We start from the raw sequence: 13,096 nt of genomic DNA, 5'->3' as shown, positions 1-13,096 counted from the left end.
TCGATCACGGTGCGGTTGGGGGCCGCGAGCTTGCAGACCCGGAACGAGGAGGTGCCGCTGCGGCCGGGCTGGTCACTCGTGTTCCGGCCCCGGGGCCGGCGACATCGTCGAGCCCCCGGTGCTCGGGGCTCGGGAGGCCGGCGTCCCCGTCGTTGACGCGGTCGTCGGCCTCGGGCCCCGAACGGTACTTCGAACGTGATCACTCGTGCCGGTAACCGCCGTGTGTGCGGGCGGACTTCCGCCGATCATGCGCTCGGGCCACAGGCTACACCCGACGAGCGCGTGGGCCCTTCATTTGGATCAGGCCGGATCGGAAGCGGGAGTCCGCCACACACCCGGAATTCACCTGAGGGATGTCCCGGATCCCTCCGTCGATCGGATACGGGTCGTCCTGCTCGGGCGTAATGGCCCGACACCCGGCGCCCTGACACCGGGTGTCCCCGTAGCCCACACCGCACCACCCGGAGGACGAGTGCCGCCTGCAACCGATGCCGTGCCTGCCCGGGGTGCACGCGCGGGGAGCCCGCACGAGCAGCGGGACACGGCGGACGGCACCGAGCGGGCCCCGCTCCGCGTTGCACGGCGATGGACGGAGCGGCTCGGCGCGGAGCCGGTACCGCTGATGCGACGCGCCCGGCAAAGTGTGAGCCTGCGGGCCGGGGCCGGCGGCGCGCTGCTGTCCGCGCTGGTCTTCTGCCTCGGCGGACTGATGGCGGGAAGCCATCCCTTCGGGCCCACGACCCGCAACACCGTGGACCTCGGCCAGCAGTACCTGCCGTATCACGCCTACTGGCGGAAACTGCTGCTCGGCGAGGCCGACGGCGATATGTTCCTCAACTGGAGCTCGGGCTTCGGCTCCAACTTCCTCGGCGACTTCGGCACCTACCTGAGCAGCCCGTTCGCGCTGATGGTCGTACTGTTCCCGGCCGACCGCATCGAACTGGCCCTGTACGTCATCACCGTGGCCAAGGTCGCCACCGCCGGCGGCGTGATGGCCGTACTGCTGCCGAAGCTCCGCAACGGGCCGTGGCCCGTCGCCGCCGTGCTCGGCGCCGCGTACGCGCTGTCCGGCTGGACCCTCAACTACGGCGCCACCGTGCCGATGTGGCTGGACGGACTGGTGGCCTTCCCGCTGCTGTGCCTGGCAGGCGAATGGGCGCGCTGCGGGCGGCGTCCGGTACTGGGCCCCCTGGTCGTCGCCCTGGCCTGGCTCGCCAATTTCTACACCGCCTACATGGCCACCGCCGGGGCGGCGATCGTGCTGGCCGTCCGGCTCCTCACGGCCGACGGCACCGCCCGGACGCGTCGGGCCGGACTGCTGCGCGCCGCCCGGACCGTGGCCGTCGGCGCCGGCCTCGCCGCACCCGTGGTCATGGTCGTCTACCGGGCCACACAGGTGGCCGATCCGACTCCCGAGGTGACCTTCGAGGCCGCCGCGTGGACGGAGGCGCTCGCCCGCTTCCTCCCGGCCACGGCGAGCGTGGCGACGCCCGCCCTCTACATCGGCACCCCGGCGCTGGCCCTGGCCCTGACACTGCCGTTCAACCGTGCGGTCGCGCCACGGGTCCGCCTGGTCTGGGCGGCCGCGATCTGCCTTGTGGCGCTGTCCCTCCAATGGGAGCCCACCCATCTGCTCTGGCACGCCGGAGCCTCGCCCAACGGCATCCCCTACCGGCAGACCTTCGTGCTCTGCGGTCTGCTGCTGATCGCGGCCTGGCTGTCCACCGCCCAGGGGCTGCCGCGGCTGCCCGCGCTGCCGGCCTCCGGCGCCCTGCTGGCGCTGATGGTCTACGCGACCCGGGGGAGTGCGGACATCGACCGGTGGACCTACCCCGCCCTCGCCGCCGCGGCATTGCTCGCCATGGGGGCCGCCGCAGCCGTCCTGCTCGCCGGGCGGTACGCCGCCGGGGTCCGGGTGCTGCCGGTCGTCGCCGTGGTGCTCTTCGCGGCGGCCCACGCGGGCGAAGCCGCCGTCACGGGCGCCCGCATCGAGAAGCAGCAGTTGCGGGAGGTCTCGTGGGCCCCCCGGATCGGGCCCTGGCACGAGGACGTCGCGCGCGAGACCGGGCGCAGAAGCGCCTGGCCCCGGCACCGCACCGAACCCGGCGAAGTCCCGGGCGGCAACGACGTCCTGCTGGTGGGCGGGCAGGGCGCCGACTACTACAGCAGCCTGACCGCCGACATCTACTCCCGCACTCTGTCGTCCCTGGGCTTCGGCTACTTCGCGAAGGGGCGGCACCCGGTCGGCCTGGACAACCCGGTGACCGACGCGATCTTTTCCGTCGGCGCACGGGTGCGCTCGGCGCCCACGGGGCCCGTGCGGGTCGACGACCTCCCCACCGCCACCGCCACCGCCACCGCCACCGTCACCTCCACCGAGAGCGCCGTGCCTCCGCTGGTGACCGTACGACCCGGGCTCCGGCTCCCCGACGGCGGCGGCCGCTTCGGGGCCTCCGCCTTCGCCAACCAGGAAGCGCTGCTCGGCGCCGCTGTCTACGACGTGCCACGTGACCTGCGCCGGACCGTCCGGACGAGCGACACCGACCGGAGCCCGGCCGTGGTCACGTTGAGCACCACCTGCCCCGCGGGCTCGCAGGCCTACCTCTGGGCACCCGAGTACCGGGGCACGGCGGCGCTCGGCGACCACAAGCCCGTGGAGTTCTCCGGCAAACCGCCGTCCGTGCGCGCTCCCTTGCAGTCACTCGGCACCGTCGCGGCGGACGGAGCGCTGCGGATCGAGCTCCGCCCCGGGAAGGGAGCACCGGTGCTGCCGTCGCAGCCGGTCGGATGCCTGGTACGGGAGCGGCTGGACGCGGCCGTGCGGCACCTGACGGAGACCGGGGCCACCGCCGTACACGTCACCGGACACTCCCTCTCCGCCGAACTGCCGCCGGGCAGCACCGGAACCGCCGTCATCGCCGTCCCGCGGATCTCCGGCTGGACCTGCGCCGCGGGCGACGCCGCCCCCGGACCCGCCCGGCAGTACGGGGGACTGCTGGCCGTACCGCTCGACGGCAAGGCGACATCGATCAGCTGCGCCTTCCGGCCCCCTGGCCTGCGGCTGGGCGGCGCCGTCGGCGCGACGGCTCTGGCCGCTCTGGTGGCCATCGGCCTGCTGCACCGCCGCTCGCACCGGGGACGCCCGACCCCCATGCCGTAGGGGGTGTCTGCCGGATCTTGCCGGGCACGCGGCCACGTGCGCCGCTCTCCACGCCGCTCCCGGCTGTCAGGAGCATCCGCCTGCCCCATGGGTGGCGCTGCTGCGGTCAGGTTGATCCGTTCTACGAGCCGTGAAGTTCGGCTGCGAGAGTTATCAGTGGTGTAACGCCTGCGCCTGGGCGGATCTGCTCGTGTGGAAGCAGCCGGACCATTGCCGTACGGCATCGCGGTGATCCATACGCAGCGGCGCTGGTGGCCGGGCGGTTAGGCTGATGAGGGCGGATCGCCGGATGGGCCCCACGACCCGGCCGGACTCCCGTGCACGGCTCCGCAGGACGAGGGAGGTCCCATGCGGCTGGCACGCGTGCTTGCCACCGCTCTCGCCGCGGCACTGCTGCTCGCGGGATGCGGCGGGTCTGACGCGCCACCCCGCCCGTCGGAGGAGATCAAGGTCGCCACCGGCAACGCCGGCGGTGTGTACGCGGACTACGGGGCCGGCTACGCAGAGCTGATCGGGAGCCGGCTGCCGGGCGCCTCGGCGCGGGTCCTGCATACCGGGGGCAGTGTGGACAATCTGCGCCGGGTGGATGCCGGCGAGGCGCAGATCGGCTTCACCCTCGCCGACTCCGCCGCGGACGCCGTCGCCGGGCGACGGCCCTTCTCCCGGAAGCTGCCCGTGGTGGCGCTGGCCTCGCTCTACGACAACTACGTCCAGCTGGTGGTCCGCGCGGACAGCCCGGTCCGCAGCGCGAAGGCGCTGCGCGGGCTGCGGGTCTCCGTGGGTGCCGAAGGCTCCGGCACCGCACTGATCGCCGAACGCATTTTGAAGGTCGCAGGGCTCTCCCCTGTCGACGACGTGACCTCACTGCGACTGGACGTGCGTGAATCGGCCGCCGCTCTGGCCGCGGGGCGTATCGACGCCTTCTTCTGGAGCGGCGGTCTGCCGACCGGAGCGATCACCGAACTGCGGCGCAGCACCACCATCCGCCTCGTCGACCTCGGTGACGTCGTCGGGTCCCTCACCCGGTCGTACGGCGAGCTGTACACGGAGACGACCGTGCCGGCCGTCGTATACGGGGCGCAGAGCGCGGTCATCACGGTGAGTGTGCCGAACTTCCTGGTGGTACGGCGGGACATGCCGGAATCGGAGGCGTACTGGCTGACCCGGCTGCTCTTCGAGGGGCAGTCCCGCCTCATCCGTGCCCACCCGGAGGCCCGCCGCCTCGACCGGCGTACGGCGATCGCCACGCACCCGCTGGAGCTGCACCCCGGCGCCGCCCGGTGGTATCGCGAGTCACATCCCTGACGCGCTTACAGGACCCGTCGCGGCCTCCCCTCACACAGGGTCGCGGGGGACTGCCGGAGCGGCGGGTAGCCGTACGGTGGCGGAGAGTCCGTGTGGTTGCGCTGCTGCCAGGAGCAGCTCGCCGCCACCCGCCTCCACCAGCATGCGGGTGAGTGCGAGGCCGAGCCCCGTGCCGTGGATGTTCTGATGGCGGGCACTGCGCCACAATCGCCCTCCCGCCTGGGACAGTTCCTCCTCGGTCAGGCCCGGGCCGGCATCCCGCACCCTCACGTCGACCATGTCCACTGCTTCCCCGGCAGGGTCGGACGCGTGCCCCGCAAGGGCTGTGTTCCCGCCCTCGTCGACGGCCTTCCGGTCCGGGTCGGTGCCGTTGTCGGCAGGGGTGCGGTGAACCGACACGTCCACCGGTGCGCCGCCGCCGAACTTGAGCGCGTTGTCGAGCAGGGTGTCGAGCGCGTTGTCGAGGCAGTCGGGCAGGGACAGGGCCCTCACCCCGTCGGGGATCTGCGTGGTGAGCGGAACGCCCGAGCTGGCGAAGGCCGTCCGCCAGGCGCCGACCCGGTGCCTCACCACCGCAGAGACGTCGACCGGGGCGCGTTCCGCCTCGGACGCCTCCGCCCTGGCCAGCCGCAGCAGCCCGTCCAGCATCTCGCCGAACCGGTCGGCCTCCTCAACAGCGCAGTGCAGCTCGTTCAGACCGTGCGGGTCGTTCACGAACTCCTCGAGGTTCTCCACCCGTAGCCGGAGCGCGGTCAGTGGATTGCGGAGTTGGTGGGACGCCTGTGCCACGAACGCCCGCTGTTGCTCCTGGGATGCGTTCATGCTGTCCGCCATCACGTTGAAGCTGTTGGCGAGGCGACGCAGTTCGGGGGCACCCACTCGCTCCGACACACGGGTCTTCAGGCGCCCGAGGGCGACTTCATGGGTGGCGCGATCCAGGTCGTGGACAGGGCGGAGCACCCAGCGGACCACCGGCGCCGCGACCGCGATCACCACCAGGACGAGTGCCGCGAGGCTGCCCAGTACCACCAGCGTCAGATGGTCGGCCACCTGGGAACGCGCCCCGTCGGTGGGGGAAACGATCAGCACGGCTCCCAGGACGCGGCCGTCGCGCCGGACCGGCTCGGCCAGCACGAACGGCCGGTCGTCCCACGGCCACCAGACCCTGGGCGGCTCGGGAGGCCGGTCGGCCAGGGCAAGCAGCAGCGCCGACCGCACCTGCTGTTCCGCCAGGTCTACGGGATGCGAGGCGACCACGGTCTCGCTTTCGGCGTCGACCACCACGACGCGCGAGTCGTAGAGGTTCGCGTAGCGGTCGGCGGCAGCCTTCAGCCGGCCGGTCCGCCCCGACTCCAGGGCGGTGGCTGCCATGTCCGCGAACCACGCGCCGTCCTCGACCCGGCCGATGAACGAGCTCTGGACGGTTCGCTCAGCGGTGGCTCGCACCAGGGGCAGGCTGAGCGCGACGATCAGACCTGCCACCAGCGTGAAGACGATGACGAGAAGTCGGCGGCGCATTCGGCATCCTCACCCGCCGATGGCCGTCGGACCGCCGGCCTCCGCCCCACCGCCTACCGGCCCAGGACCATCGGCCACCCCCGGACCATCCGCCGCCGGAGCGGCGCGGAGCCGATACCCGAACCCGCGCACGGTCTGCACCAGGCTCCCTGCCCGCCCCAGCTTGTTGCGCAAGGTGGCCACATGGACATCGAGCGTGCGTGACGCCCCGTCGTACGTCGTCTGCCACACCTCCACCACGATCCGATCGCGGGGGACCGCGGCGCCGCTCGCGCGAGCCAGCAGGGCGAGAATCTCGAACTCCTTGCGGGTCAGGGAGATGCTCCGCCCATCCACGGTGACCGTACGCCGCCCGAGATCGACCTGCAGGCTGCCGACGTCGACGAGCCGGTCCTCATGGGCGCGCTGGCTCATGCTGCGCCGGAGCACCGCCTCGATACGGGCCAGCAGCTCTGCGATGCCGAACGGTTTCACCACGTAGTCGTCGGCGCCGCTGCGCAAACCTCGCACCCGGTCTGGCTCGGCTCCCCTCGCGGTGACCGCGATCACCGGGACCCCGTCGCGGGCACGCAGTTCCCGGCACACGTCGATGCCGTCCCGGTCGGGCAGGCCCAGATCGAGCAGCACGAGATCGACGGCGGGTGCCGCCAGGGCGTCGGCCGCGTTGGCGGCACGCCGCACCTCGTATCCGTGCCGCCGGAGGGCGCCGGTGAGGGCGTCGGCGACGCGGTTGTCGTCCTCGACGAGAAGTATCCGCACGCGGCCTCCCGGTTGGTGGAATCCGGCGAACCCGGGCCCGGCGGCGGGGATGCCGAGGGAGCACGCAGGTCACAGCCGTTGCGATGAGCGTAGGAGTGACCGCCGTCACTGAACCCTAAACCTACGTTAAGTCCTCGTGCGTTCTGTGTTGCGTAGAGGTAACCGGGTGCCACGGTCTGGGGCAACAGGAACTCCCAGTCCCAGGAGATGCCGCGATGAGCATGGCAACAGTGCCGTCCGAGCCGAGGCAGCTGTCAGCCGAGGAGCTGGTGGCCGAGTTCGAGCAGGAGCGGCCGGCCCGCAAACTGTCCCCGGGTGTTTCCGCGGCCGTGTCCGCGGTGTGTGCCACCCTGTCCCTTTTCGCGCTGTATGCGATCTTCTTCCCGGTGGCCAAGGGCACCCAGTACTACCTGACGCTCTTCCTCGCGGGGACGCTGCCGCTGATCTTCCTCACCCACCGCGGAACAGTGCGGGTACCGGCGTTGCTGATGCCCTGGCGGCGGGGTCGCCGCACCGCGGCAACCGGCGGGGCGCCGGACGTGACGGCCGTCCGCCACGACAACCCAGCGTGGTTCGACTGGCTGCTCGCCGCGGCGGCGCTCGCCGTATGCCTGTATCCGCTGGTGGGGTTCGACGCGTTCATCGAGCGGCGGCAGCTGCCGACCTCGCTGGACACGGCTGTGGGCATCGCCATGATCGTGCTGGTCCTGGAGGCGTGCCGGCGCACGACCGGCTGGGTCCTGCCGGCCTTCTGCGCGAGCTTCCTGGCGTATGCGTATTACGGCGGACTCCTGCCGTACGACTGGTCGCTGGCGCACGGCGGCTTTGACATCGATGCGATCGCGGCCCACTTCTTCATGGGTACCGACGGCGTCTACGGGGTGCCGCTGAACGTGGCCGCCACCTACATCGTCCTGTTCACCATCTTCGGCGCCGTCCTCGACATCTCCGGCGCGGGCAAGTTCTTCATCGACCTGTCGTTCGCGGCCTTCCGCGGCTCCCGCAGCGCGCCCGGGCGTACGGTGACCGCCGCGGGCTTCCTGCTCGGTACGGTCTCCGGTTCCGGCACCGCGACCGCCGTCAGCCTGGGCTCGGTCGCCTGGCCCGTGCTCCGCCGAGCCGGCTACGGCAAGGAGCAGGGTGGCGGAGTGCTCGCGGCCGCCGGGATCGGCGCGATCCTCTCCCCGCCGACGCTGGGCGCCGCAGCGTTCATCATCGCCGAGTACCTGAGGGCGAGTTACCTCACCGTCCTGCTGTACGCGTTGGTGCCCACGCTCCTGTACTACCTGGGCATCCTCCTCGCGGTGGAGATCGACGCCCGTAAGCACCACACGCAGCCAGTGATGGACGACGAGCCCACATCGGCACTACGGCTGCTCGGCCGGTTCGGCTACCACTTCCTCTCCCTCTTCATGATCGTCGGCTTCATGGCGATGGGGCTGCCCCCGTTCAAGGCCGTGGTCTACGCGACGGTCCTTCAGTTCCTGCTGTCCTTCCTCGACCCGCGGCACAGGATGACCCCGCGAAGGCTGTACTCGGCCCTCGCGGAGGGCACCAAGTGCGTCCTCCCCGTCGTCGCCACCTGCGCCGCTGCCGGCATGATCGTCGCCGTCGTCACCCAGACCGGCCTCGGCCTGAACCTGGCTTCGGTCATCGTCGACGCGGCCGAAGTCTTCGGTGACAACGCGACGGTGAAGCTGGTCCTGACCGTGGTCTTCGCCGCGGTGGCGGTGTCCGTCCTCGGACTCGCGGTCCCGGTCACCGCCTCGTTCATCATCGCCGCGGTGATCATCGCCCCCGCCCTGCTGTCGCTGGGAGTCGCCACCCACGAGGCGTACATGTTCATCTTCTACTACGCCGTGCTCTCCGAGGTGAGCCCGCCGACGGCCATGGCGGCGGCTGCCTCGGCTGCCATCACCGGGGGTAACCCGATGCGCACAATGGTGGCCACCTGGAAGTACTCGCTTCCCGCGTTTCTGGTGCCCTTCACCTTCGTGCTCACCGACAACGGCGCTCATCTGCTCGGCACGGGCGGCCTGTGGAGCGTCCTGTGGACCACCGCGGTCGCCGCTGTCGCCGTGGCTGCACTGGCCGCGGCGACCGGTGGCCGACTGCTCGGTCCGGCGGGCCGGGGCGAGCGGGCACTGTGCGCCGCTGCCGCCCTGTGCCTCCTGTACCTCGAACCCGTAGCGATCGCCGCGGGTTTCGCAACCCTCGCACTCGCCCTCGGCGTACATCTGGTGCGCCGCAGGCAGCCCGCCCTCTTGGTTCCCACTGCCCGTGTGAACCGCGAAGCGGGAACCGTCACGGAAGGAGAGCTTTCCTCATGAAGCACCGGATGCGTGCCCTGTCCCTGATCACCTCCGTTCTCACCCTGGGTCTCCTCGTCACCGCCTGCGGCGGCGGCAAGCAGACCGACAAGTCGGCCGCCGACGGTGGAAAGGGAGGCCGGCTCACCATCGCGACCGGGCCCACCACCGGCGTCTACTACCAGCTCGGCGGCCGCATCGCGGAGTTGATCTCCGGCAACCTCGACGGCTACCGGGCCACCGCCACCACCACCGGCGCGTCCGTGCAGAACATCCAGGGCCTCGGGGCCGGCACCTACGACGTTGCCTTCTCCCTGCTGGACACCGCCGGCGACGCAGTGGAGGGCAAGGAGTCGTTCTCCTCCCCCCAGGACGTCGAGGCACTGACCCGGCTGTACCCGAACTACACCCAGGTGCTGGTCCGGTCCGACGCAGGCATCGACTCCCTGGAGGACATGAAGGGCAAGCGGGTCTCCACCGGGGCCCCCGGTTCCGGCACGGAAGTGATTGCCAACCGGCTGCTGAAGGCCGCGGGTCTGGACCCTGCCAAGGACGTCTCCGCCGACCGTCTGGGCCTTCCGGAGACCGTGGACGCCATGAAGGACGGGACGATCGACGCGCTGTTCTGGTCCGGCGGGCTGCCGAGCGGCGGCATCACGGACCTCACCACCAGCCTCAAGAAAGAGGTCCGCTTCCTGGACGTGACACCGCAACTGCCCGCTCTCAACGAGAAGTACGGCGACGTCTACCAGAAGGGCTCCATCCCCAAGTCCGTGTACCACCAGTCCAAGGACGTGCCCACGATCGCGGTACCCAACGTGCTGCTGGTGAAGAAGGGCTTCGACCCGGAGCTCGCCGCCGAGATCGTCAGACTCGTCCACGAGAACAAGAGCGACTTGGAGAAGGTGAACGCGGCCGCGGCGGAGATCGCACTCGCCCAGGCACAGGCCGTGTCCCCCGTACCGCTGAATCCGGGTGCGCAGACCGCGCTGACGGCCATGGCCGAGAAGTCCTGAGCCGGGCACAGGAGAGGTGGCCGGCCCGGTACTTCCGAGCCGGACCGGCCACACGTCGCCGGCAGGGCCGGCACCCCGACCCGGCGCAGGCCCCACCGCCTCGCGCGAACGACAACCGTCCCTGCCCGTACCGAGAACCCCCTGCCGGCCCCTCTGCCACACGCCACTACCCACACGCCCGCGCCGACCGCGCCAGGCGTTGCATCCCGGTCCGCACCGGGACCGCACCCGTCAAGGAATGATCAAGATGGACGCCCACAGAGAACCGCTGCACCGCGTATTCACACTCACCGCGGGGGAACAGTCCGTTCCCGCAGCGCGCCGGTTGGTGCTGTCGATGATCTGCGACTGGGGTCTTCCACTGCCGGACGAGACGCTGGACGACGTAGCACTGCTGTCCGGCGAGGTGATCGCCAACGCACTGGAGCACGCCACCGGCCCGTACACCGTCGTCGTGAGCTGGGACAGGGCACGGCTGCGGGTGGAAGTGACCGACACGGATCGCCGGTTCCCGGCCCCGCGTGGCATCGGGACGTACACCGAGAGCGGCCGCGGTCTGGTGCTGGTCGCGGCCCTGGCGGCCGACTGGGGCAGCACCCCCACCGCCACGGGAAAGACCGTCTGGTTCGAGGTGGCCCCCACATGCCCACAAGCACTCTCGGGCGCCGGTGTTCAGTGACACGGGCTGCACCGGGAGCCATCAGCCCTCGCGAAACCTTCTCCGACTGCATGGGACAACGATGATTCTGAGGACATTCGGCTGGTCGTTCGCCATTACGGCGCTCGGCCTCGCATTCGCCGCCTGGCAGTGGGGGTGGGAGGCGTTCGGGGTCGTCCTGATCCTGTCGATCCTCGAGATCTCGCTGTCCTTCGACAACGCGGTCGTCAATGCCGGAATCCTGAAGAAGATGAACGCCTTCTGGCAGAAGATCTTCCTCACCGTCGGCATCCTCATCGCCGTCTTCGGCATGCGGCTGGTCTTCCCCGTCGCCATCGTCGCCATCAGCGCCAAGGTCGGGCCCATCGAGGCCGTCAATCTGGCGATGGACAACCCCGAGCAGTACGAGGCGCTGGTCACCGACGCCCACCCGGCGATCGCCGCCTTCGGTGGCATGTTCCTGCTGATGATCTTCCTCGACTTCATCTTCGAGGAGCGGGACATCAAGTGGCTCGCCTGGCTGGAGCGCCCGCTCGCCAAGCTCGGCAAGGTCGACATGCTGTCGGTCTGCATCGCCCTGATCGCCCTGCTGGTCACCGCGATGACCTTCGCGACCCACGCCCACACCAGCTCCGGCTACGCGGACAAGTCCGCCACCGTGCTGCTCGCCGGCGTCGCCGGACTGATCACCTATCTGATCGTCGGCGGCCTCTCCGGCTACTTCGAGGACAAGCTCGAGGAAGAGGAGGAGCGCGAGCACGAGGAGGAGGAGAAGGCCAAGGCCGAGGGCAAGCAGATCTCGGCCGTCGGCCTGGCGGGCAAGGCCGCCTTCTTCCTGTTCCTCTACCTGGAGGTGCTCGACGCGTCGTTCTCCTTCGACGGCGTCATCGGTGCCTTCGCGATCACCAACCAGATCTTCTGGATGGCCCTCGGCCTCGGTATCGGCGCCATGTACGTCCGGTCCCTCACGGTCTACCTGGTCCGCCAGGGCACCCTGGACGACTACGTCTACCTGGAGCACGGCGCGCACTACGCCATCGGCGCGCTCGCCGTCATCCTGCTCGTCACCATCGAGCACCAGATCAGCGAGATCATCACCGGACTCATCGGTGTGGTGCTGATCGCCGCCTCCTTCCTGTCCTCCGTGCTGCGCAACAAGGCGCTCGAGGCCTGATTACGGGACAGCCCTTGGTGTGATGCGCCGGAGAACGCGGGCTTTCAGTCCACCAGAAAAGCCGGGAAGCGCCAGGCAGCGCCAGGAAAGCCAGGAAGCACCGGGGAATCCCGCACGGGTTTCTCCCCAGGGCCCCAAGAGTTCACCTGGAGTGCAAATCCGCATCATCTGACCGGATATCGGGGTGGATACGGTGCAGCGAAGCCTGCGCTCGAGTGTTTGGAAACCGTGTGCCGAAATTGTCCGTCGTCGTGCCGCTCCACAATGTCGGGCCCTATGCTCCCGACACCATGCGCAGCCTCGCGCGCAACGCGGACCCGGACTTCGAATTCCTGCTCGTCGACGACTGCTCCACGGACGCCACCCCGGACGTGCTCGATCACTGGAGCGGACGGATTCCCCACGCCAGGGTGATCCGCCACGAGACCAATCTGGGTGTGGCCCAGGCCCGCAACACCGGCCTGGACGCGGCCACCGGCGACTACGTCACCTTCCTCGACGGGGACGACTGGTACGCCCCCGGCCATCTGCGCGCGATGGTGTCCGCGATCAAGACGCTTGGCTGCGACTTCGCCCGCACCGACCACGTACTGGCGACCGGTAGAACACGCCAGATCCGCTACGCCCCCGCCAAACAGCACAACGTGGTGATGGACCCCCGGGACGGAATCGCACCCGCCGGCATGGTCACGATGGTGGATTATCCGTTCGTCCCGTTCGGAATCTACAGCGGACATCTTTTCGAGAACGGCCGGTCGCGGTTCGAGACGAAACTCCGCACCGCCGAGGACCGGTTGTGGATCTGGCGGCTGCATCTCACCGCGAAGTCCTATGCGGCGCTGGATCTGCACGGCGTTTTCTACCGGCGCGGTGTCACCACCTCGCTCACCCAGATCTCGGACAACCGCCAGCTGGACTTCATCCCCTCCTACGACCTCCTGCTCGAGGAGGTGTCCCGGGACGCCGAGGCCGATCGCTTCATCCCGAAGGCGGTGCGGACCTACTGCGCCATGATCGCCTTCCATATGGCCAAGTCGGACCAGTACGAGCCGGCCGTGGCCAGGCGTCTGCGGCACGACGTGACCGACGCGCTGCGGCGGATGCCCCGGCAGGTCCTGGACGAGACCCTGGCGACGATGGACACCAAGCGGAGCACGCTGCTGCGGCGTCTGCGCGACACGGGAAGGACCGCCTGAC

At 70.1% G+C, this 13,096-nt stretch carries 9 protein-coding genes; 7 read left to right on the top strand and 2 right to left on the bottom strand.

What is annotated here, in order from left to right; translation table 11 throughout:
* Positions 1–472: 472 nt before the first annotated feature.
* Together ACTWOL_RS04500 and ACTWOL_RS04495 are read left to right on the top strand one after the other, a co-directional pair.
* Positions 473–3,160 carry a YfhO family protein gene (locus ACTWOL_RS04500; protein WP_474294549.1) on the top strand — a complete coding sequence of 896 codons (2,688 nt, stop codon included), beginning with the start codon at positions 473–475 and terminating at the stop codon, positions 3,158–3,160.
* A 348-nt stretch (positions 3,161–3,508) separates the two neighbouring features.
* Entirely contained in the window at positions 3,509–4,465 is a 957-nt protein-coding gene (locus ACTWOL_RS04495; RefSeq protein WP_474294546.1) for a TAXI family TRAP transporter solute-binding subunit, read from the top strand.
* A 30-nt stretch (positions 4,466–4,495) separates the two neighbouring features.
* Here ACTWOL_RS04495 and ACTWOL_RS04490 read toward each other — a convergent pair whose 3' ends face one another.
* Both ACTWOL_RS04490 and ACTWOL_RS04485 read right to left on the bottom strand, forming a co-directional pair.
* Positions 4,496–5,983 carry a HAMP domain-containing sensor histidine kinase gene (locus ACTWOL_RS04490; protein ID WP_474294544.1) on the bottom strand — a complete coding sequence of 496 codons (1,488 nt, stop codon included), beginning with the start codon at positions 5,981–5,983 and terminating at the stop codon, positions 4,496–4,498.
* 9 nt (positions 5,984–5,992) lie between these two features.
* The gene (locus ACTWOL_RS04485; RefSeq protein WP_474294542.1) at positions 5,993–6,742 is read right to left on the bottom strand and encodes a response regulator transcription factor; all 750 of its coding nucleotides are present in this window, start codon (positions 6,740–6,742) and stop codon (positions 5,993–5,995) included.
* Between the two features lie 215 nt (positions 6,743–6,957).
* Here ACTWOL_RS04485 and ACTWOL_RS04480 point away from each other — a divergent pair, with 215 nt between their 5' ends.
* The 5 genes from ACTWOL_RS04480 (at position 6,958) to ACTWOL_RS04460 (ending at position 13,095) form a co-directional block, all read left to right on the top strand.
* Positions 6,958–9,072: a TRAP transporter permease gene (locus ACTWOL_RS04480; protein ID WP_474294540.1), complete on the top strand. Its 2,115-nt coding sequence runs from the start codon at positions 6,958–6,960 to the stop codon at positions 9,070–9,072.
* Entirely contained in the window at positions 9,069–10,067 is a 999-nt protein-coding gene (locus tag ACTWOL_RS04475; protein WP_474294538.1) for a TAXI family TRAP transporter solute-binding subunit, read from the top strand. The genes ACTWOL_RS04480 and ACTWOL_RS04475 overlap by 4 nt, the downstream gene beginning before the upstream one ends.
* 247 nt (positions 10,068–10,314) lie before the next feature.
* A complete protein-coding gene (locus tag ACTWOL_RS04470; RefSeq protein WP_474294536.1) occupies positions 10,315–10,746 on the top strand; it encodes an ATP-binding protein in 432 nt (143 codons plus the stop codon).
* A gap of 61 nt (positions 10,747–10,807) precedes the next feature.
* A complete protein-coding gene (locus ACTWOL_RS04465) occupies positions 10,808–11,899 on the top strand; it encodes a DUF475 domain-containing protein (protein WP_474294534.1) in 1,092 nt (363 codons plus the stop codon).
* A gap of 215 nt (positions 11,900–12,114) precedes the next feature.
* Positions 12,115–13,095, top strand: coding sequence for a glycosyltransferase family 2 protein (locus tag ACTWOL_RS04460; RefSeq protein ID WP_474294532.1), 981 nt, complete (start codon positions 12,115–12,117; stop codon positions 13,093–13,095).
* Position 13,096 lies beyond the last annotated feature (1 nt).

Source organism: Micromonospora sp. IBHARD003 (assembly GCF_056106285.1).
This window is presented reverse-complemented; position numbering and strand designations above follow the sequence as displayed.

Excerpts from the sequence above, each read along its gene's own strand:
- ACTWOL_RS04495 (WP_474294546.1), top strand. The coding sequence starts at position 3,509 with ATGCGGCTGGCACGCGTGCTTGCCACCGCTCTCGCCGCGGCACTGCTG.
- ACTWOL_RS04490 (WP_474294544.1), bottom strand. The coding sequence starts at position 5,983 with ATGCGCCGCCGACTTCTCGTCATCGTCTTCACGCTGGTGGCAGGTCTG.
- ACTWOL_RS04480 (WP_474294540.1), top strand. The coding sequence starts at position 6,958 with ATGAGCATGGCAACAGTGCCGTCCGAGCCGAGGCAGCTGTCAGCCGAG.
- ACTWOL_RS04475 (WP_474294538.1), top strand. The coding sequence starts at position 9,069 with ATGAAGCACCGGATGCGTGCCCTGTCCCTGATCACCTCCGTTCTCACC.
- ACTWOL_RS04470 (WP_474294536.1), top strand. The coding sequence starts at position 10,315 with ATGGACGCCCACAGAGAACCGCTGCACCGCGTATTCACACTCACCGCG.
- ACTWOL_RS04465 (WP_474294534.1), top strand. The coding sequence starts at position 10,808 with ATGATTCTGAGGACATTCGGCTGGTCGTTCGCCATTACGGCGCTCGGC.